This is a genomic window from Paraburkholderia haematera (assembly GCF_905220975.1).
Taxonomy (GTDB): domain Bacteria; phylum Pseudomonadota; class Gammaproteobacteria; order Burkholderiales; family Burkholderiaceae; genus Paraburkholderia; species Paraburkholderia haematera.
The window spans coordinates 229,158-248,785 of record NZ_CAJNBK010000002.1 but is presented as its reverse complement, the minus strand read 5'-3'; the positions used below and the strand labels follow the sequence as shown (position 1 = coordinate 248,785).

At 61.1% G+C, this 19,628-nt stretch carries 17 protein-coding genes; 6 read left to right on the top strand and 11 right to left on the bottom strand.

The genetic code is table 11. The annotated features are described in order from the left end of the window. Positions 1 to 18: 18 nt before the first annotated feature. Positions 19 to 612, bottom strand: a complete 594-nt coding sequence (locus tag KHO23_RS05500) for a hypothetical protein (RefSeq protein WP_211610025.1) — start codon at positions 610 to 612, stop codon at positions 19 to 21. A 333-nt stretch (positions 613 to 945) separates the two neighbouring features. On the opposite strand from KHO23_RS05500, the gene KHO23_RS05495 reads away from it, so the two are divergent. The 3 genes from KHO23_RS05495 to leuA all read left to right on the top strand — a co-directional run bounded on the left by KHO23_RS05495 (position 946) and on the right by leuA (position 4,709). Further along, positions 946 to 1,581: a cadmium resistance transporter gene (locus KHO23_RS05495; protein ID WP_211610024.1), complete on the top strand. Its 636-nt coding sequence runs from the start codon at positions 946 to 948 to the stop codon at positions 1,579 to 1,581. Between the two features lie 208 nt (positions 1,582 to 1,789). Further along, on the top strand, positions 1,790 to 2,668 hold the full coding sequence (locus tag KHO23_RS05490; RefSeq protein ID WP_211610023.1) for a class I SAM-dependent methyltransferase: 879 nt from the start codon (positions 1,790 to 1,792) through the stop codon (positions 2,666 to 2,668). A 322-nt stretch (positions 2,669 to 2,990) separates the two neighbouring features. Further along, complete coding sequence (gene leuA, locus KHO23_RS05485; protein WP_211610022.1) at positions 2,991 to 4,709, top strand: 2-isopropylmalate synthase; 1,719 nt, start codon at positions 2,991 to 2,993, stop codon at positions 4,707 to 4,709. A 378-nt stretch (positions 4,710 to 5,087) separates the two neighbouring features. Here the strand turns inward: leuA and KHO23_RS05480 are convergent, their stop codons facing one another. From KHO23_RS05480 to KHO23_RS05445, 8 genes are all read right to left on the bottom strand, one after another. Beyond that, the gene (locus tag KHO23_RS05480; RefSeq protein WP_211610021.1) at positions 5,088 to 5,861 is read right to left on the bottom strand and encodes an amino acid ABC transporter ATP-binding protein; all 774 of its coding nucleotides are present in this window, start codon (positions 5,859 to 5,861) and stop codon (positions 5,088 to 5,090) included. After that, a complete protein-coding gene (locus tag KHO23_RS05475) occupies positions 5,861 to 6,538 on the bottom strand; it encodes an amino acid ABC transporter permease (protein WP_211610020.1) in 678 nt (225 codons plus the stop codon). The genes KHO23_RS05480 and KHO23_RS05475 overlap by 1 nt, the downstream gene beginning before the upstream one ends. A gap of 22 nt (positions 6,539 to 6,560) precedes the next feature. Beyond that, positions 6,561 to 7,343: an amino acid ABC transporter substrate-binding protein gene (locus tag KHO23_RS05470; RefSeq protein WP_211610019.1), complete on the bottom strand. Its 783-nt coding sequence runs from the start codon at positions 7,341 to 7,343 to the stop codon at positions 6,561 to 6,563. A gap of 353 nt (positions 7,344 to 7,696) precedes the next feature. Beyond that, positions 7,697 to 9,148, bottom strand: coding sequence for a dihydropyrimidinase (gene hydA / locus KHO23_RS05465; protein WP_211610018.1), 1,452 nt, complete (start codon positions 9,146 to 9,148; stop codon positions 7,697 to 7,699). Between the two features lie 63 nt (positions 9,149 to 9,211). After that, complete coding sequence (locus tag KHO23_RS05460; RefSeq protein ID WP_211610017.1) at positions 9,212 to 10,723, bottom strand: NCS1 family nucleobase:cation symporter-1; 1,512 nt, start codon at positions 10,721 to 10,723, stop codon at positions 9,212 to 9,214. A 122-nt stretch (positions 10,724 to 10,845) separates the two neighbouring features. Beyond that, on the bottom strand, positions 10,846 to 12,174 hold the full coding sequence (gene preA, locus KHO23_RS05455) for an NAD-dependent dihydropyrimidine dehydrogenase subunit PreA (RefSeq protein ID WP_211610016.1): 1,329 nt from the start codon (positions 12,172 to 12,174) through the stop codon (positions 10,846 to 10,848). Positions 12,175 to 12,251: 77 nt separating this feature from the next. Then, positions 12,252 to 13,601, bottom strand: coding sequence for an NAD(P)-dependent oxidoreductase (locus KHO23_RS05450; protein WP_211610015.1), 1,350 nt, complete (start codon positions 13,599 to 13,601; stop codon positions 12,252 to 12,254). A gap of 130 nt (positions 13,602 to 13,731) precedes the next feature. Continuing rightward, complete coding sequence (locus KHO23_RS05445) at positions 13,732 to 15,012, bottom strand: Zn-dependent hydrolase (RefSeq protein ID WP_211610014.1); 1,281 nt, start codon at positions 15,010 to 15,012, stop codon at positions 13,732 to 13,734. A 302-nt stretch (positions 15,013 to 15,314) separates the two neighbouring features. Between KHO23_RS05445 and KHO23_RS05440 the strand changes: the two genes are divergently transcribed. The 3 genes from KHO23_RS05440 (at position 15,315) to KHO23_RS05430 (ending at position 16,766) form a co-directional block, all read left to right on the top strand. Further along, positions 15,315 to 16,073, top strand: a complete 759-nt coding sequence (locus KHO23_RS05440) for a TetR/AcrR family transcriptional regulator (RefSeq protein WP_211610013.1) — start codon at positions 15,315 to 15,317, stop codon at positions 16,071 to 16,073. Between the two features lie 64 nt (positions 16,074 to 16,137). Continuing rightward, a complete protein-coding gene (locus KHO23_RS05435) occupies positions 16,138 to 16,374 on the top strand; it encodes a type II toxin-antitoxin system Phd/YefM family antitoxin (RefSeq protein WP_211610012.1) in 237 nt (78 codons plus the stop codon). Continuing rightward, positions 16,371 to 16,766 (top strand): type II toxin-antitoxin system VapC family toxin, encoded by a 396-nt coding sequence (locus tag KHO23_RS05430; RefSeq protein WP_211610011.1) that lies wholly within the window; start codon positions 16,371 to 16,373, stop codon positions 16,764 to 16,766. The genes KHO23_RS05435 and KHO23_RS05430 overlap by 4 nt, the downstream gene beginning before the upstream one ends. A gap of 53 nt (positions 16,767 to 16,819) precedes the next feature. Here the strand turns inward: KHO23_RS05430 and boxA are convergent, their stop codons facing one another. Then, complete coding sequence (gene boxA / locus KHO23_RS05425) at positions 16,820 to 18,061, bottom strand: benzoyl-CoA 2,3-epoxidase subunit BoxA (protein WP_211610010.1); 1,242 nt, start codon at positions 18,059 to 18,061, stop codon at positions 16,820 to 16,822. A 65-nt stretch (positions 18,062 to 18,126) separates the two neighbouring features. Beyond that, positions 18,127 to 19,554: a benzoyl-CoA 2,3-epoxidase subunit BoxB gene (gene boxB, locus KHO23_RS05420; protein WP_211610009.1), complete on the bottom strand. Its 1,428-nt coding sequence runs from the start codon at positions 19,552 to 19,554 to the stop codon at positions 18,127 to 18,129. Between the last annotated feature and the right edge of the window lie 74 nt (positions 19,555 to 19,628).

Here is a 19,628-nt window from a genome sequence, read left to right as displayed (position 1 = left end):
CAGGCGCGGCAGAAGATGCTACTCGGTGGCTTTGGCGGCTTCATCGGCCGGCTTGACGAGCTTTGCCGGTGCCAACCAGTTGAAAACGCTAAGCGTCGAGCCATGGAACGTGCACTCGGCAGCCGCCGCTGTGCGGGTTTTCTTCGGCTTGGCCGATTTGAGCGCGGTTGCGTCGGCCCCCGACGCAGCAAGGCTCGCCGAAGCTGCCGAAGCACCCGAGGCCGCGCCGGCCGTCACGCCGGAGGCGGTCGCAGCCTCCGAAGCCGCGGAAGCCACCGAGACCGCCGAAGCCGCACGCACGCCCGAGGCCTCGCGGGGCGCGGCATTCGCCGCGTGCGCGGCGGAAGCGGCCGCCGAAGCAGCCGAAGCAGCCGAGGCGGTCGCAGCCTCCGAAGCCGTCACGAGATGCTCGATCGCCCCTTCGACGACCACCCGCGAACCGTCGATGCCGGCGCCCGTATGGCTGATCTTCAGCGTATCCGGCGACGATTCGGCCAGCTTGCTTCGCATCAACTGCTCGCATGCATCCGAGTTCTTGTAGACGGCCGTGCAGGCTGCCAGCAACGCGGCAGCGGTCGTCATGCAGGCGATAGAGAGAATCCGAATCTTCATTGATGTTCCGTTTTTCAAGCCGTCGGCAATTGTAGCTTACGGGCTCATGGATCGGCATCGCACCGGCCACGGGGCGGCGCAGACACAAGCACAGAAACAAGCACAGAACGTCACCGCCCGCGAACCTGCCGAACCGCGGGGCGCACACATCGCACAAGACAAAGAGATGGATCGACGGCGACGCCTTGCCAAAGAGGCAGCTTGACCGCGACGCCATCCATCGGCATCGTGTTGACCGGCCGCCATGCCTCCGGCGCGCTGCCGCCTGTCCGGCTGGGCCTGCTTCATGGGTGCAGATCCGTTTTCCCACTGTGCATTGACCGGCTTTCCCGCATGTTCAGCCTTGCCCTACTCGCCGTCGCGGCTTACGCGGCCACCAATATCGACAATCTTTTCGTGCTGCTCGCCTTCCTTGCGGAAGCAGGCGGCCGGCGGCGTCACGTGATCGCCGGGCAGTTTGCCGGTTCGCTGGCCCTGATTGTGGGGGCGCTTCTGCTCGCGGCATTGCTGACGCGGTTACCCACCGGCTATGTCGGTCTGCTTGGCATCTTGCCGGTCGCCGTGGGCCTAGGCAAAGCGTGGACGCGCTTTCGCCCGGGCACCCCGGATCAGGACAAAAATGCACAAGCCACGGCGCACACGCGTGCACCAGCCACGCCGACTACCGACGCCGCGGGCTCGTCATGGTGGACAGTGGCGTGCGTGGCGGTCGCCAATGGCTCGGACAATCTCGCTGTCTATGTGCCCTTGTATGCGAGTCATTCGTGCAGCGAAGGCATGTTCATCTCGCTGGTGTTCGTCGCCATGATCGGCATCTGGTGCGCGGGCGCGGTGTGGCTGGTGGAGCATCCGTTACTGGGCGCGCCGATCCGCCGCTACGGTACCGCGCTGCTGCCGCTGATTTTGCTGGTCATTGGCGTGTCTGTCATCGTACAGAACGATACGCTGCGGGTGGTGTTCGGTCTCTGAGCCTGACATGAAACGCGCAGTGCGGCACGACCTGACGTCGCCCGCGCGAACGTCGGTTCACGGGCATTGGCGGCTGAGCACAGGTGGGCGCGCGAGCGGCGAGCCGTAACCAGGCGCCTCCGTGTTGTTCGGCAATCCATGGCAAATACCGCAGGCGCATATCGTTATGCCGATAGACGATTTCTTTCCAGGCGGATCGCGCCCGATAATGGCTGCCATGAACCCTCACTCCACTGCCCAAACCCGCGCGCTGCGTGCCACGCTCGCGGTCCTGAGCGCGGCGCTGCTGCTCGCCGCGTGTGCCGCCCCCGCGACGTCGACGTCCTCCACGGCGGCCGATTCAGCCTCGCTAGATGCCGCAATTTCCGGGCCTCAACGCAGCGACAGGAACCGCGCACGCGATGTCTACCGCCATCCGAAGGAAACGCTGCAATTCTTCGGCGTGGCGTCCTCGCAAACCGTGCTGGAGATCGCACCGGGTGGCGGCTGGTACACGGAAATACTCGCGCCCTATTTGCACGACCACGGCAAACTGTACGAGGCGCAATACGACAGCCCGGACGCCGCGTTGTCGGCAGAGGAGCAGGCCGGCCGGACCTCATTCGCGCGCAAGCTGGCAGCCACGCCGGCTCTCTACGGCAATGTGGTGGTCGGCACGCTGCGCGCGGGCCGGTTCAGCGGCTTTCCGGCCGACGGCAGCGTCGACCAGGTGCTGACCTTCCGCAATATCCACAACTGGATCAAGGACGGCGAGATCGACGCGAATCTGCGCGCCTTCTACGCGGCCCTTAAACCGGGCGGCATGCTGGGTGTCGAGGAACATCGCGCGGCGCCGGGCACTTCCTTGCAACAGACCATCGACAGCGGCTATGTAACCGAAGCCTATGTCATCGAACACGCGCGCGCGGCAGGTTTTGAACTGGCCGGTCAAACCGAGGTGAACAGCAATCCGCGCGACACGAAAAACTATCCGCACGGCGTGTGGTCGCTGCCACCCACGTATGAAGGCCACGACGTCGATCGGGCGAAATACGCAGCGATCGGCGAATCGGATCGCATGACGTTGCGTTTCGTCAAACCCAGGTAGCAGGCGTGACGGGCTCAGGTTTTAGCGCACGCCGGCCGCGATGAGCCCCGTCGTTCAGCGACGCGCCTGGCCGCACCACGCTTGACGCAGTCCCGATAATATGTTCCTATTGCGCACTATGTACCGCGCCCAGACCATCCTATCGCTACTACTAGCCCGCTCTACCGGGCTAGGTCTGCTGCTGCGCGCTTCCGTCTGAAACACCCGAAGCACCGCTCAATTCCCCAGTAACTGACCCAGCCCCGGTTTCCGACCGGCGGCCATGCTTTGTCTTTTCGTCGTCCGGTCGACACCAGGTTGATCGATCCCAAGGATGATGAAAATGTTGAAGAACCCCGCTACCAAGTATCACTCGTTCAAGCCTATCAATTTGACGGACCGCCAGTGGCCGTCGCGCACCATCACGCGCGCGCCGATCTGGATGAGTACCGACCTGCGTGACGGCAATCAGGCGCTGTTCGAGCCGATGAACGCGCAACGCAAGATGCGCATGTTCAAGACGCTGGTGCAGATCGGCTTCAAGGAAATCGAAGTCGCCTTTCCGTCCGCCTCGCAAACCGATTTCAATTTCGTACGCGAGCTGATCGAAGGCGGCCATATCCCCGACGACGTCACGATCGAAGTGTTGACGCAAGCCCGCGACGATCTGATCGAACGCACCTTCGAGTCCTTGCGTGGCGTGCCGCGCGCCATCGTCCACCTGTACAACGCCACCGCGCCGGAATTTCGCCGCATCGTCTTCGGCCTCGAAAAGAGCGGCGTGAAAGAACTCGCGCAAAATGCCGCGCGCACCATGAAGCGTCTCGCCGACGCCGCGCCGGAAACTCACTTCACGCTGCAATACAGCCCGGAAGTGTTCAGCGGCACCGAACTCGAATTCGCCAAGGAAGTGTGCGACGCCGTGTTCGATATCTGGCAGCCGACGCCCGAACACAAGGCGATTGTCAATTTGCCCGCTACCGTGGAAATGGCCACGCCGAATGTCTACGCGGATCAGATCGAATGGATGCATCGCAATCTCGCGCGTCGCGATTCGTTGATCGTCTCGGTGCATCCGCATAACGATCGGGGCACTGCGGTGGCTGCCGCTGAACTGGCGGTGATGGCGGGAGCGGATCGTATCGAAGGGTGTTTGTTCGGTAATGGCGAACGCACCGGCAATGTCGACCTCGTGACGCTTGCGTTGAACCTGTACACCCAGGGTGTCGATCCTGAGCTCGATTTTTCGAATATCAATGAAGTCGCGCGTACCGCCGAGGAATGCACGCAGTTGCCGGTGCATCCGCGTCATCCGTATGTCGGCGATCTCGTGTTCACCGCGTTCTCCGGGTCGCATCAGGATGCGATCAAGAAGGGGTTTGCCGTGCAGAAGCCGGATGCGGTTTGGGAAGTGCCGTATATGCCGATTGATCCGAGCGATCTTGGGCGTACTTATGATTCAGTGATTCGTGTGAATAGTCAGTCGGGCAAGGGTGGGATTGCTTACCTGCTCGAGCAGGGTTATGGGGTTGTTTTGCCGCGCCGGCTGCAAGTCGACTTTAGTTCTGCCGTGCAGCGCTATACCGATGATAGCGGGCAGGAAGTGACGCCTTCGCAGATCTGGGAATTGTTCCAGAAGGAGTATGTGGAGAGTGCCGCGCCGATTCGCTATGTTGGGCATAGTTTGTCTGAATCCGACGGGCGTGAGCATATCAAGCTGACTGTCGAGATTGATGGCTCGCGGCGCGTATTGACCGGTGAAGGGAATGGGCCGCTTGATGCGTTGATGCATGCGATTGGTGTGCCGGTGCGGATTCAGCACTATGAGGAACGGGCTTTGGCTCAAGGCGCCGATGCGCGCGCTGTGGCTGTGGCCGAGATGGCCGGGGTTGATGTGGCTGGGAGTGCTTTTGGGGTTGGCATCGATGCTAATTTAGTGACTGCGTCTATTCGGGCTGTTATTAGCGGGGTTAATCGTGCTTACGCACGGGTTAGTGGTGATGCTCAAGGGCGGTTTTTTGATGTTGCTCTGAATGGTGATGAGGAGCGGGTTGCTGTTTGATGGCTTTGGCCTTTTCTTGATTTGTTATTGGTCTATTTGTGTTCCCCCTGTGCGGGGGGGCACCTACTTTTCTTTGCCTGCCGCAAAGAAAAGTAGGCAAAAGAAAGCGGCTCACACCGCCAGCTTATAAGCGGGTCCCCCGCGCAGTCGCGGTAGTGGTGCATCTGGAATCTGTGTTCTCGCACATTCGGCGTATGTGACAAGGCAGTCATGCCTCCCGTCTCGCACTCCGTGCTCGTCGGATGGGTCGGCTGGCTAGCCAGCGGTTTATTTTTCTTCTGTCATCATTGTTTTTGAGGGGCGCCTTGGCGCCCCTCTTTGTTGCGGCGATGGTTGGCGGCAGACTGGATTTTGTTTCCGTCTATTTCTCTCTTTCAGTCAGCTCTTCGCCGTCCACGCCTCCGGCAAGCTGTGCGTCAAGGTCGACACGAAACGCTCGGTTTCCGGTTTGCGCGGTTGCATGAAAACGTCGCGCGATGGGCCCGCCTCTACCACCACGCCGTTATTCAAAAACACCACGTCTCGTGCAATCGTCGCGGCCAGACGCAAATCATGAGTCGCCATCAACATCGTCATGCCTTCCGTGGCAAGTTGCTTCAGTACGTCGACCACCTCCGCCGCTAATCCGGGATCCAGGGCCGATGTGGGCTCGTCGCACAACAACACCTCCGGCGACGGGGCCAGCGCCCGTGCAATCGCCACGCGTTGCTGCTGTCCGCCCGAAAGCGTAGCGGGCCATGCGTCCGCTTTGTGGGCAATGCCAACCTTCTCAAGCAATTCGTCCGCGCGTACGCGCGCCCTTTCCTTGTCCCACTTCAGTACGGTCAGTAATCCTTCCATTACGTTTTGCCGCACCGTTAGATGCGGAAACAACTGGAAGTTCTGGAACACCATGCCGGTGCGGCGGCGGATCGTCAGCACAGCCTCGCGCGATGGCCTGTGGTCGCGGCTGAACTCAAGGCGCTGGTCGCCCACTTCAAGTGATCCGGCCTCCGGGATTTCCAGCAGATTCACACAACGCAAAAGCGTACTCTTGCCGCTGCCGGACGGGCCAATCAGCGCGGTAACGTTGCCCGGCGCGAGCTGCAGGTCCACCGAAGTCAACACCCGGTTCTCGCCAAAGTACTTGTCGATTTTTTCCAGTCGAATCATCAGTTGCCCGCCTGGAAAAGTGCGTGACGGCCAAACTTGCGCTCAAGCCGGACTTGCGCCGACGACAGCACGGAACTGAACACGAGATAAACCAGTGCCGCCTCCGTGTACAGAATCAAAGGCTCATACGTCACCGACGCGATCCGCTGCGCGGCCTGAAACACCTCGGGCACCGTCAGCACCGCAGCGAGCGAGGTGTCCTTCACCAACGCAATGAACGAGTTCGACAGCGGCGGCAGCGCAACGCGCGCCGCTTGCGGCAAAATCGCGCGGCGCAGCGCCTGTTCACGTGTCATCCCCATCGAGTACGCCGCTTCCCATTGCCCCTTCGGAATCGACTCGATCACGCCGCGTATCACCTCCGAGTTATACGCCCCGACATTCAGCGAAAAGCCGATGATCGCGGCCGTCAACGGGTCAAGGACGATGCCCACGTTCGGTAGTCCGTAGAAAATCACGAACAGTTGCACCAGTAACGGCGAGCCGCGAAACAGCCACACGTAGAAACGCACGCACGCGACCGCCCACCGCGGCCCGAACAGGCGGATCAGCGCGACGATAAACGCCACCACGATGCCAATGGCGAACGAGGCCAGCGTGAGCGGCACGGTAAAGACAAGCCCCGCGTACAGGAGGGGCCACAGCGAATGCGCCATCAAATGCAACCATGCCGGCATGATTCAGACTCGCACGTGGCGCTTATTGGGAAACGTCTTTGCCAAAATACTTCTGCGAAATCTTCAGGTACGTGCCGTCTTTTCGCATGTCGGCGAGTGCCTTGTTAATCGCGGCCTGCAACTCAGGGCTGCCCTTGCGGATCAGCACCGCGGACTTGTCGCTGCTGTCCGCCGACGTATCGATCGCGGCGATCTTCACCTTCGCATCCGGCTTGTGCTTCTTGAAGTCGAGGAACGACAGTGAATCGTTCACGGTCGCGTCGACGCGGCCCGCGGTCAACAGGTCGACCGATTCGTTGAAGCCCTGCACGGGAATCACCTCCGCGCCATGCGCGGCCGCGATCTTGCCGAAGTTGCTGGTCAGCGTATTCGCCGACTTCTTGCCCTTCAGGTCGTCGAACGTCTTGATCGCGGTGTTGTCCGAACGCACGATCAGCGCCGCGTGCGAGGTGATGTACGGATCCGAGAAATCGTACTTGGCTTTGCGCGCGTCAGTGACAGCGACTTCGTTGATCACCGCGTCGTAGCGGTTCACATCGAGACCGGCAATCAGGCCGTCCCACTTACCTTCGACAAATTGCGGCTTGACGCCCAGGCGTTGTGCGATCGCCGTGCCGATCTCGACGTCGAAGCCGGTCAGATTGCCGGATTCATCATGGTACGTGAACGGCGCGTACGTGCCCTCGGTACCGATCTTGAGCACGCCCGCGGATTTGATCTGCGCAAGCTCGTCAGCAGCAAACGCCGGGCTCAGGGTCGCCGCTTGCAGCAGCGCGATCAGCAGAATGGAACGAATCGACTTCATCAGGTGGCTCCGTAAAGTTGGCTACGTCAGTTGCATGGTCTTGTGTGCGGCATTCCGCCGACAGTCGGGCCCGGCAGAGTGGGCGGACTGTAGCAAACGGTCTGCGTTTTTACAAAGGATCAGGTTTCCGATCAATATGCGCTTGCGTGCTAAGCGGACAGCCAGGACATCTCATACAACGTTGAATTCGACTCTACAGCAGATATGGCAGACGCGGCATGCATCGCACCACGGAACACGTGCCGGGCGCCATCGGGGAAAACGCGGGAGGGGTACCGCCGCGGCGAATGCGCGGCGTTGAAAAAGGTCGGCACGGGCGGCACTGAGAGGCCGCCCGTCAGATTGCAAACGGCTTACCGTTCTACCGGATGCGGCTCCTTGCGCTTGTTGGCAACCCGGATCGCGTCAAAGTAAGCGGGATTCGGCGGACGCTTCAGATAACGCCCCGCGCCCCGCACCGCCCGCAGCTCGCCATCGGTCCATGCCAGCGCGCCGCGCGTGAGCGTGTGCATCGCCACGCCCTGCACCGTCATCCCTTCAAACACGTTGAAGTCGACCTTCTGATGATGCGTCTTCACCGAAATCGTCTTGCTTGCCTGCGGATCCCACACCACCAGGTCGGCATCCGCGCCCACCTGCACCGCACCTTTGCGCGGATACAGGTTGAAAATCTGCGCGGCATTGGTCGACGTGATACGCACGAACTCATTCGGCGTGAGACGCCCTGAATTCACGCCGTGATGCCACAGCACCGCCATGCGATCTTCCACGCCGCCGCAGCCGTTAGGGATTTTCGTAAAGTCTTCCCGACCCATCGCCTTCTGCGACGCGCAGAACACGCAGTGATCGGTCGCGGTAGTGTGCAACTGCCCCGCTTGCAGCCCCCGCCACAATGCCTCGCGATGCTCCGCAGAACGGAACGGCGGGCTCATGACGTGTGCCGCCGCACGGGTCCAGTCGGGGTCGCGATACACCGCTTCATCGATCACCAGATGGCCCGGCAGCACTTCGCCGAACACGCGAAGACCTTCGCTGCGGGCGCGCGCAATCGCGTCGACCGCATCTTTCGAGGACACGTGGACGATATACACCGGCACGCCTAACACCTGTGCGATACGGATCGCCCGATTGGCGGCCTCGCCCTCCACTTCCGGCGGCCGTGACAACGGATGCGCCTCCGGACCCGTAAAGCCTTTTGCAAGCAACTGACGCTGCAACTGAAACACGAGTTCACCGTTTTCCGCATGGACGGTAGGCAGCGCGCCGAGTTCGAGCGAACGCGAGAAGCTGTTCACCAGCACTTCGTCGTCGGCCATGATCGCGTTCTTGTAGGCCATGAAATGCTTGAAACTCGACACGCCGTGTTCATGCACCAGCGTGCCCATGTCGCGATAGACTGAATCGTCCCACCACGTTACGGCAACGTGAAAGCCATAATCCGCCGAAGCCTTCTCCGCCCAGCCGCGCCATGCCTTGAAGGCTTCCATCAACGATTGCTTCGGACTCGGAATCACGAAGTCGATGATGCTCGTCGTGCCGCCGGATAAACCCGCAGCCGTACCGGTATAGAAATCGTCGCTGGCCGTGGTGCCCATGAACGGCAATTCCATATGCGTATGCGGATCGATGCCGCCGGGCATCACATACTGCCCGCCCGCATCGACGATCGTGGCGCCCGCGGGCGCCGCCAGGTCCGCGCCGATCTGCAGGATCGTGCCGCCGTCCTGCGGGTCCGCACACAACACGTCCGCACGATACGTGTTCTCCGCGTCGATAATCGTGCCGCCGCGAATCAGGGTCGTCATGGTGTCGTCTCCTTATGAACTGCCAGTTTCGGTGCTACTTACTTCGCCCGCTTCGCGCGCGATTTATGCACTCGCCACGCGCGCGCTCGGTCCCTTGCTCAGCTTCATCCACGCGCTATATACGATCGAAGCCAACGCGAGTCCGACAAACCAGGCGTACGTATAGAGCGTGTTGAAAATCGCCGGCACATTCGGGAACGATGCCGGAAACGCGGTATGCAGAAAGCCCGGCAGATTCGGCAGCACGCCGATTACGAGCGCCACCACCGCGCCGATATTCCAGCCACCGGTGTAGCTGTACTCGCCATGCTCGTCGAACAGTTCACGCGGGTCCAGCCGTGTGCCGCGAATCAGGAAATAGTCGACCATCAGAATGCCCGCCACCGGACCGAGCAAAGCCGAGTAGCCGACCAGCCACGTGAAGATATAGCCCTGCGTGGTGGCGAGAATCTTCCACGGCATCATCACAATGGCGATCGTCGCGGTAATCATGCCGCCGGCACGATACGAAATACCCTTGGGCCACAGGCTCGAAAAGTCATAAGCCGGACCGACGAGATTCGCCGCCAGATTGCAGCACATCGTATCCAGCGTCAGGATGATGAGCGCAACGCCGACACCGATGCCCGTCATGCGGCTCGTCAGGTCGATCGGGTCCCAGATCGCCTTGCCGTAGATCACGACGGTGGCCGACGTCACCACCACGGAGATCACCGAGAGCAACGCCATCGGAATCGGCAAACCCACCGACTGGCCGATGATCTGATCACGCTGCGTTCTGGCAAAGCGCGTGAAGTCGGGGATATTCAGCGCGAGGGTCGCCCAGAAACCCACCATCGCCGTGAGCCCGGGCCAGAAGGTCGCCCAGAACAGGCCTTCCTTCTTGCCGCCCGCCACGAACTGCGAGGGCGCCGACAGCATCGAGCCGAGTCCGCCTGCCTTCGAGGTAGCCCACCAGACCAGCGCGATGCACATCACGATCTTGATCGGCGCGGACCAGCTTTCGAGCCAGCGAATCGAATCGGTGCCGTGCACAATGAAGTAGATCTGCAGTGCCCAGAACACGAGGAAACACGCGAGCTGCGCGAGCGAGATGTCGAGCAACGGCAAAGCCGCGCCGTGCAGCGCATTGCCGGTGAGAATGTTCAGCAGGGTGTAGATCGCGCTGCCGCCCAGCCAGGTCTGAATACCGTACCAGCCACACGCGACGATCGCACGCAGCATCGCCGGCAATTTCGCACCTTGCGTGCCGAAGGATGAACGCACCAGCACCGCGTAGGGAATACCGTGCTTCGCGCCCGCATGCCCGATCAGCAGCATGGGCACCAGCACGATCAGATTGCCGAGCAGCACGGTCGCAACAGCCTGCCATGGCGACATGCCCTCCTCCGTCAATCCGGCCGCGAGCATGTACGACGCGATGTTCATCACCATGCCCACCCAAAGCGCGGCGAAGTGATACCACCTCCACGTGCGCTGTGCGATGCCGGTCGGCGCAAGGTCGTCGTTATAAAGACTGCTGCCCTGCGCGCCGGCCGCAAACTGCGGATCGACGGGTTGCGCTGTCTGCTTCATCGAAAGATCTCCACTGATCGTTGAGGCCTGCGCGGCTTCTGGCGGCGCGTCAGGTCTTGGGGAAACTACAGGTTCAGTACAAGCGCTTCGTTTCGTCTACTTTGCTACAGATAAGTCACTATTCAGGCTGCTTTTGCGGCGTGGGCATGCTCGGTGGATTCAACCGTGTCCGACTTACCGCTTTCACCGGCATCCACTCGCGCGGGGTTGTTCGGATGCGTCGTCCAGTTCGCGTACTCGCCGCTGTCCACGCGCTCCATCGTGATGCACTGCTCGACCGGGCACACATGCATGCACAGATTACAGCCGACACATTCGGAGTCCAACACTTCAAAATGCCGGACGCCATCTTTTTCTTTCATGATGGCCTGGTGAGCCGTGTCTTCGCATGCGATATGGCAGAGGCCGCACTGGATGCACTTGTCCTGATCGATGCGCGCCTTGATGTCGTATTTGAGGTTGAGGTACTTCCAGTCGGTGACGTTAGGTACGGCGCGGCCGCGAATGTCGTCGAGTGTCGCGTAGCCCTTTTCGTCCATCCAGTTCGAGAGGCCGTCGGCGAGATCGGAGACGATACGGAATCCATAGTGCATCGCCGCTGTGCAGACCTGCACGCTGCCCGCGCCGAGCACCATGAATTCGGCCGCGTCGCGCCACGTCGAAATGCCGCCAATGCCGGAGATCGGCAGATTCGGTGTTTCCACGTCGCGTGCAATTTCAGCCACCATGTTCAGCGCGATCGGTTTCACCGCAGGACCGCAGTAACCGCCGTGCGTGCCCTTGCCATCGACCATCGGCAAGGGCGACATCGCGTCGAGATCGACCGCGACGATCGAGTTGATCGTGTTGATCAGCGACACGCCGTCCGCACCGCCCTTATAGGCAGCCCGCGAACCGAGGCGGATGTCGCTGATATTCGGCGTGAGTTTGACAAGGCAAGGCAGCTTCGTGCCCTCTTTGACCCAACGCGTGACCATCTCGATGTACTCGGGCACCTGGCCCACCGCCGCACCCATGCCACGCTCGCTCATGCCGTGCGGGCAGCCAAAATTCAGTTCGACCGCATCGGCGCCGGTATCTTCGACGAGCGGCAAAATCCATTTCCAGTCGCGCTCGTTGCACGGCACCATCAGCGAGACGATCATCGCGCGGTCCGGCCAGTCGCGTTTGACCTGCGTGATTTCCTTGAGGTTGATGTCGAGCGGGCGATCAGTGATCAGTTCGATATTGTTCAGGCCGGCAATGCGCTGGCCGTTCCATTGCACCGCGCCATAGCGCGAGCTGACGTTCACCACATGCGGGTCGAGGCCCAGCGTCTTCCACACCACTCCGCCCCAGCCCGCTTCGAACGCGCGGTTCACGTTATAGGCTTTGTCGGTCGGCGGCGCGGAAGCGAGCCAGAAAGGATTCGGCGACGTAATGCCGGCAATCGTACAGCGCAGATCGGCCATGTTCGGCTCCTTGGGGACGGCTGTTTTTTGTCTGGTTGGATGCGTGGCTTAAGTGGCTTAAGTGGCTTCAAGCCATTTCAAGCGGCTTTGACTGCTGTGCGGGCGAACTGGGCGTCAATCGCGACGGCGGCAATCTTGCCGTCCTGCACCGCTTGCACCGTCAAATCGACGCCACCCGTCGCCGCGCAATCGCCACCTGCCCACACGTCTGGCAACGAAGTTTGTCCGTTTGCATCGACCGCGATGCGGCTGCCGTCCAGTGTCAACAGTTCGCGCTCGATACCGACAGAAACAAGCGTCTGCCCGATTGCCTTGAGCACCATGTCGGCTTCGACCACGAAGCGGTCACGATTGCCGTCGCTCGACGTGCGTTCGAATTCGACGCTCGTGACCACGCCGCCCTCTCCGATCAAGCGCACCGGCGTTGCGTGCGTGACGAGCGTGACGCCGCTGGTCTGCGCGAAATCGCGCTCGGCCCAGGTCGCAGTCATCGACTCGACGCCACGCCGATACACCATCGTCACCGACGTCGCGCCGAGCTTGCGGCTTTGCACGGCAGCATCCACCGCTGTATTGCCGCCCCCGATCACCACGACCCGACGGCCCACCGGCACCGTGCCGAAATCGTTCGCGGTGCGCACCTGTTCGATGAAATCCACGGCGTTCATCACGCCGCTCAGGTCCTCGCCTTCCATCGCCAATGCGCGCACGCCCGTGAGACCGATCGCGAGAAAGACCGCATCGTGCTGCTTGCGCAGCGCATCGAGCTTCACGTCACGTCCAAGCGCTACGCCGTGCATGATCTCGATGCCGCCGATCGAGCACAACCACGCCACTTCACGCTGCGCAAAATCGTCGACGGTTTTATAGGCAGCGATGCCGTATTCGTTCAGGCCGCCCGCTTTCTCGTGGGCGTCATAGACGGTGACGTTATGGCCAGCCAGTGCGAGACGGTGCGCACATGCGAGTCCGGCCGGTCCCGCGCCCACTACAGCAACATGGCGGCCCGTTTCGGCAGCACGCTTGAACAGCGCTTCACCGCGCTCCATCGCCCAATCGGTCGCGTGACGTTGCAGCGCGCCAATCGCCACCGGTTTCGCATCCTGATGGTTGCGCACACAAGCGCCCTCGCACAGAATCTCGGTCGGGCAAACACGCGAGCACATGCCCCCCAGCGGATTCGCCGACAGAATGTCGACGGCCGCGCCCTTCAGATTGCCGTTGCTGATCTTGCGAATGAAACTCGGAATATCGATCTGCGTCGGACACGCGTTCACACAGGGCGCGTCGTAACAGTAATGACAGCGGCTCGCCGCCGCGGCCGCGGCACTCGCGTCGAGCAAGGGCGCGATATCGGAGAACTCGCACGAGAGTTGATCGGCCGATAGGCGCTGAGCCGCAATATCGCCGGTTTGCTTGATGGCCATACACGTTCCTTCTTCGATGTGAGGACGTAGCCGGTCCTGCCGGCTGCGCTGAAGCGGAGCCGGGACGGCCTGTTTTATGGACACTACGGTGAAGCTGACGAATCAGCCACGAACCGCTACCGCTAAAGCGTTATGAAACCGGCTCGCACGCTCGTTCGAGCATGGCGTGCAGCAAGACGTTGGCGCCCGCTTCGATCCATTCGACGGTGGCGTCCTCGATCTCGTTGTGACTGATCCCGTCGACGCACGGCACAAACACCATTGAAGTCGGCGCGACTTGCGACAGATAACAGGCGTCGTGTCCCGCACCGGACACCATGTTGCGATGCGAATAGCCGAAGCGTTCGGCCGCGGCGCGTACGGACTTCACGCAAGCCGCGTCGAAGGCGACCGGCGCATAGTAGAAAATCTGCTCGAGTTCGGTTTCCAGACCGATACCTTTCGCGATCTCCGCCACGCCTTGCCGCAACGCGGCATCCATCTTCGCGAGCACGGCGTCGTCCGGATGACGGAAATCGACGGTGAAGAACACGCGGCCCGGAATCACATTGCGCGAGTTCGGATAGACCTGCATCATGCCGACCGTCGCGCAGCCGAACGGCGCGTTATCCAGCCCGATGCGATTCACCAGATCGACCACCCGCGCGGCCCCGAGCAAAGCATCGCGACGACGCGGCATCGGCGTCGGACCGGCATGCGCCTCCTGGCCGGTCAACGTGATTTCGTACCAGCGCTGACCCTGCGCATCGGTCACCACGCCAATGGTTTTTTGCTCGGCTTCGAGAATCGGCCCTTGTTCGATATGCAATTCGAACGCGGCATGCAAGGGGCGGCCACCGCAAGGAAGATCACCCGCATAGCCAATGCGCTCGAGTTCCTCGCCGATAGTCTTGCCGTCCACGTCCTTGCGCGAGAGGCCATAGTCCAGCGTAAAGACGCCGGCGAACACACCTGAGGCGACCATCGCGGGTGCGAAGCGCGAGCCTTCCTCGTTGGTCCAGATCACCACTTCAACCGGATGCTCGGTCTCGATGCCGTGATCGTTCAGACTGCGGATCACTTCGAGTCCGCCGAGCACGCCGTAGATGCCGTCGAAACGGCCGCCGGTCGGCTGCGAATCCGCGTGAGAACCGGTCATGACCGGCAACGCGTCGGGATTGCGCCCCGCGCGGCGCATGAACACATTGCCCATCTGATCGACACTGACCGTGCAACCCGCTTCCTTCGCCCAACTGACGATCAGGTCGCGCCCCTGTTTGTCGAGGTCGGTTAGCGCCAGCCGGCAAACGCCGCCTTTGGGCGTCGCACCGATCTTCGCCATCGTCATCAGGCTGTCCCACAACCGCTTGCCGTCGACCCTGATCGACGTAGCGGGTTCTGAGTGCTTCAGCGCTTCGGATACCGCGTTCATTCGTCTCGCTCCTTTCGGTGAATCGACATGAAACTGGTGCATGGGCGGCGGTTTTTGGGGCGTCGCCGCACGGCGGCGGTGCACCCTCGATGCCTTCGATTGCCTCTTCGTCAGAGGGCAAACCCTGGGGCATCGCCTGCTCTCTCAATCCTGTCCAGTTGGACAGGTTGTAGACGATTAGGCCCGCCAAATCAACACCTTTCGTACGGTGGGAAACATAGCGAGAAGCGTGCCATTGCACTGCAGCACGCATTTTTCCGCGGCTTCGAATGCGCGTGTCCATCCGCGCTCAAACGACTAGAATGAAGCGCGACACGGCACACATGCCGATGAAGGCCAACATGAGAGATGACAACGTGGCTGCCGACATCACGGAAAACAACGAGACAAAGGACGAAACGCGCGCACCTTTGCGGCGGCGCAAGGCGCACATTCGCGAGTCGAATGAAGCGCATTTATTGGCGTGCGCCGAAGCGGTTTTCGCCGAGCGAGGACTCGACGGAACCAGCACGGCGATGATCGCGGAACGCGCAGGCTTACCGAAAGCTAACCTGCATTACTACTTCCCGACAAAACTCGCGTTGTACCGGCGTGTGCTGGAAGACCTGTTCGAAGACTGGCACCGCGCGGCGGATACGTTCGAATGCAGCGACGATCCTGTGGAGGCGATCGGCGGATACGTACGCGCAAAAATGGAGTTGTCGCGCCGCCGGCCTTTAGGCTCGAAAGTGTGGGCGAGCGAGATCATCCACGGCGCGGAGCATATGGAGGACATTCTCACCGGGCGCGTAAAACCATGGCTGGACAGCCGGGTGAAGGTGATCGACGACTGGATCGCACGCGGGTTGCTGGCGCCGGTGAATGCGCAGACGCTCATGTACATGATCTGGGCAACCACTCAGCATTACGCCGACTTCGACGCGCAGATTCGCGCGCTCAAAGGCAAACGCGCGCTGACGCAGAAGGCGTACGAAGTAACGACGGAAGAAGTCGTGCAGTTGGTGATCCGGGCGTGTGGCGCGGTGTCTCCGGTGCAGGGGAAAGGATCAGCCGGTCAATGACTACATCCATCCAGTCATTTTGGCGTACAATAATGACTATAGGCAACTGACTATAGGAGCTATTGTGCAAGGGAATCTGGTATCGAAGTCCGAATTCAAAGCGAAGGCGCTCGAATTGTTCCGGCAAGTGGAGGCGTCCGGCGAAAGCTTGATCGTCACTGACCATGGCAAACCAGCGCTTGAAGTGCGGCCCTATCGCGGCGTAGAACGCAGTCCGCTCGACGTGCTACGCGGCTCGGTCGTGCGTTACGACAATCCCACCGCTCCCGTCGGAGAGGACGACTGGGAGGCGGCGCAGTGATTGTTCTGGATACCCATACACTGGTCTGGTGGGTCACCGGCGATCCGACGTTGAGCAAGAAAGCAAAGACTGCCATCGCGCACGAAATGGCCGGCGGGGAAATCCTCGTGTCGGCTATTTCTGCGTGGGAAATAGCCATGCTGGTGGAGCGAGAAAGGCTCCTACTCTCGATGGATGTCAGCAGTTGGCTCGCCACCGTCTCGGCCATCGAAACGGTGCGTTTCGTACCAGTCGATGTGGAAATCGCAACGAAGTCCGTCGATCTTCCCGGCGAGTTCCATAAGGATCCCGCCGACAGGATGATCGTCGCGACCGCACGCAAGTTTGCCGTACCGCTAGTGACAAAAGACGAGAAAATTCGCGCGTATCCGCACGTTAAAACGGTCTGGTGAAAACCGACTGGCCCGCATGCATGCGGGCCTGCTCCCGGCCGGACGCTAGCCGTTCAATACGTCTCCAGATGCAGCCGCCCTTCCCGCTTCAGCTTCAACCACAATGCCTCCCAGTCGAGCTGGTGCTGTTCGCCGATTTCCTTGAGCGCCTGCAGCACGCCGTCTTCCATACCCTTCAAGCCGCACACGTAGATATGCGTGTTGTCGTCCTTCAGCATGTGCGCGACATCGACCGCGCGTTCACGCATCGCGTCCTGCACGTAGCGCTTCGGCTGACCCGGCGTGCGTGAAAACGCCAGATTCGTGTCGATGAAATCCTTGGGCAGATTTGTCAGCGGCCCGAAGTACGGCAACTCTTCTTTCGTCCGCGCGCCGAAGAACAGCATCAGCTTGCCGGTCGCGCCTTTCAGACGCCGCCGCCTGCGATACTCGGTCATCGCGCGCATCGGTGCCGAGCCGGTGCCGGTGCAAATCATCAGCAGATGCGAGTTCGGATGATTCGGCATCAGGAAGGTGCCGCCGAACGGGCCGATCACGCTCACCACGTCGCCTTTCTTCAGATCGCACAGATAGTTCGAGCAGATCCCGTCGAGCACGTCGCCGTGCTGCTGCGCAACGCGCTTTACAGTGAGAGAAACGTTGTTATAGCCGGGCCGTTCGCCGTCGCGCGGGCTCGCAATCGAATACTGCCGCGCGTGATGCGTGCGGCCATCCGCGGTCTCACCCGGTGGCAGGATGCCGATCGACTGACCCTCCAGCACGGGGAAAGGCATCGAACCGAAATCGAGCACGATGTGATGAATGTCGCTATCGGTCGAGCCGTCGGTGAGCCGGTAGTTGCCGACCACGGTCGCGGTGGTCGGCGCCTTGTGCGTGTAGAGATTCACGTACGGCTTCGCCGCGGACCACGGCGGCACGACCGAGCCACGCACGGTATCGACTTCAATACCGCTTGCCTCGGCCGGCGTATCGCCTGACGATCCCGCTGCCGCCTCTTCGGCAACCGCCGGCACAGCCATCGTGTTCTGCTCCGGCAGCACGTCCCATTTGAACTGCTCTTCGATGGGATAGGCATCGGCCTTCAGCACCGTGCGCCAGTTATCGATCGCGCCGGTCGGACACGGCGGCACGCATGCCATGCAGCCGTTGCACACATCCGCCTTGACCACGTAATTATTCTCGTCGTGCGTGATCGCATCGACCGGGCAAGTCTCTTCGCAGGTGTTGCAGCGAATGCAGATTTCCGGATCGATCAGATGCTGCCTGAGAACTTCGATCGATACTGGGCCGTTCATGACTTCCTCCACCCTATATTCGCGCGAATACGACGCCGCACGCCACACGATTTTAATCGCCGTACTCAGTTAAAGCGCACGTACTCGAAATCGACCGGCTGACGGTTCACGCCCATGGCCGGCGGCGCAATCCAGTTCGCGAACTTGCCGGGTTCGGTGACGCGGCCCATCAGCGAGGCAACGTACGCACGGTCTTCCGGCGTGGCGAGCCACTTCGCTTCATTGGCGGCCCATTCGGTTTCGCTGATCACGCGGCCGTCCGGCGACACACGGGTACCCGCAAACGTGCCGATCTGGCGATTGAACGCTTTATGCGGCACCGTCATGCGGAAATCGATGCCGGCCTTCTCGAGCACCTTGTTCCAGCGGCCGACACCCGCCACCGAATCTTTAATATAGTCGTCACGCAGCACTTCATTCATGGCGTTGAGCATCGGCACTTCGCGCTCGACCAGTTTGCCGTCCTGCACGTCGAGCAGCTTGTAGCTTTGACCGTTCAATTGATGATCGTCGTCGCGCTTGTTCTCTTCGTAACGGCCCTTCAGGCCCGAGCTATAGAACGTGGCCGCATTCGAAGAATGATCGGCGCCGAACAGATCGATCGTCACCGCGTAATGGAAGTTCAGATAGCGCTGGATGGTCGGCAGATCGATCACGCCGGCCGCGCGAATCTTCGCGACGTCGTCCGTGCCCAGTTCGTTCATCACCTGCGCGGTGCGCTGGATCACGCGCGACACGCCCGATTCGCCGACGAACATGTGATGCGCTTCTTCGGTCAGCATGAACTTCGTGGTGCGCGCAAGCGGATCGAAACCCGACTCGGCAAGCGCCGACAACTGGAACTTACCGTCGCGGTCGGTAAAGTACGTGAACATGTAGAACGCGAGCCAGTCCGGCGTTTTCTCGTTGAAGGCGCCGAGAATGCGCGGATTGTCTTCGTCGCCCGAACGGCGGCCGAGCAGTGCTTCGGCTTCCTCACGGCCATCGCGGCCGAAATAGCGGTGCAGCAGGTACACCATCGCCCACAAGTGGCGGCCTTCTTCCACGTTCACCTGAAACAGGTTGCGCAGGTCGTACATCGAGGGTGCGGTCAAACCCAGATGCCGTTGCTGCTCGACAGAAGCCGGTTCGGTATCGCCTTGCGTCACGATAATGCGGCGCAGATTCGCACGATGCTCGCCGGGCACGTCCTGCCAGGCGGCCTCACCCTTGTGCTCGCCGAAATGAATCTTGCGGTCCTGCTCGCCGGGCGTGAGGAAAATGCCCCAGCGATAGTCCGGCATCTTCACGTGGTCGAAATGCGCCCAGCCGCCGGCGTCGACGCTCACTGCCGTACGCAGATACACGTCATAGCCATGCGAGCCTTCCGGGCCCATATCGCCCCACCACGCCAGAAAATTCGGCTGCCATTGTTCGAGTGCGCGTTGCAGCGCGCGGTCGTCGGCGAGGTTGACGTTGTTCGGAATCTTTTCGCTGTAGTTGATCGTTGACATGGTCGGTTCCTGGGTCGGAATACAGAGCTTGCGGATGAGAGGCGCGTATCAGGCAGATGGCGTCGCTTTCAGTT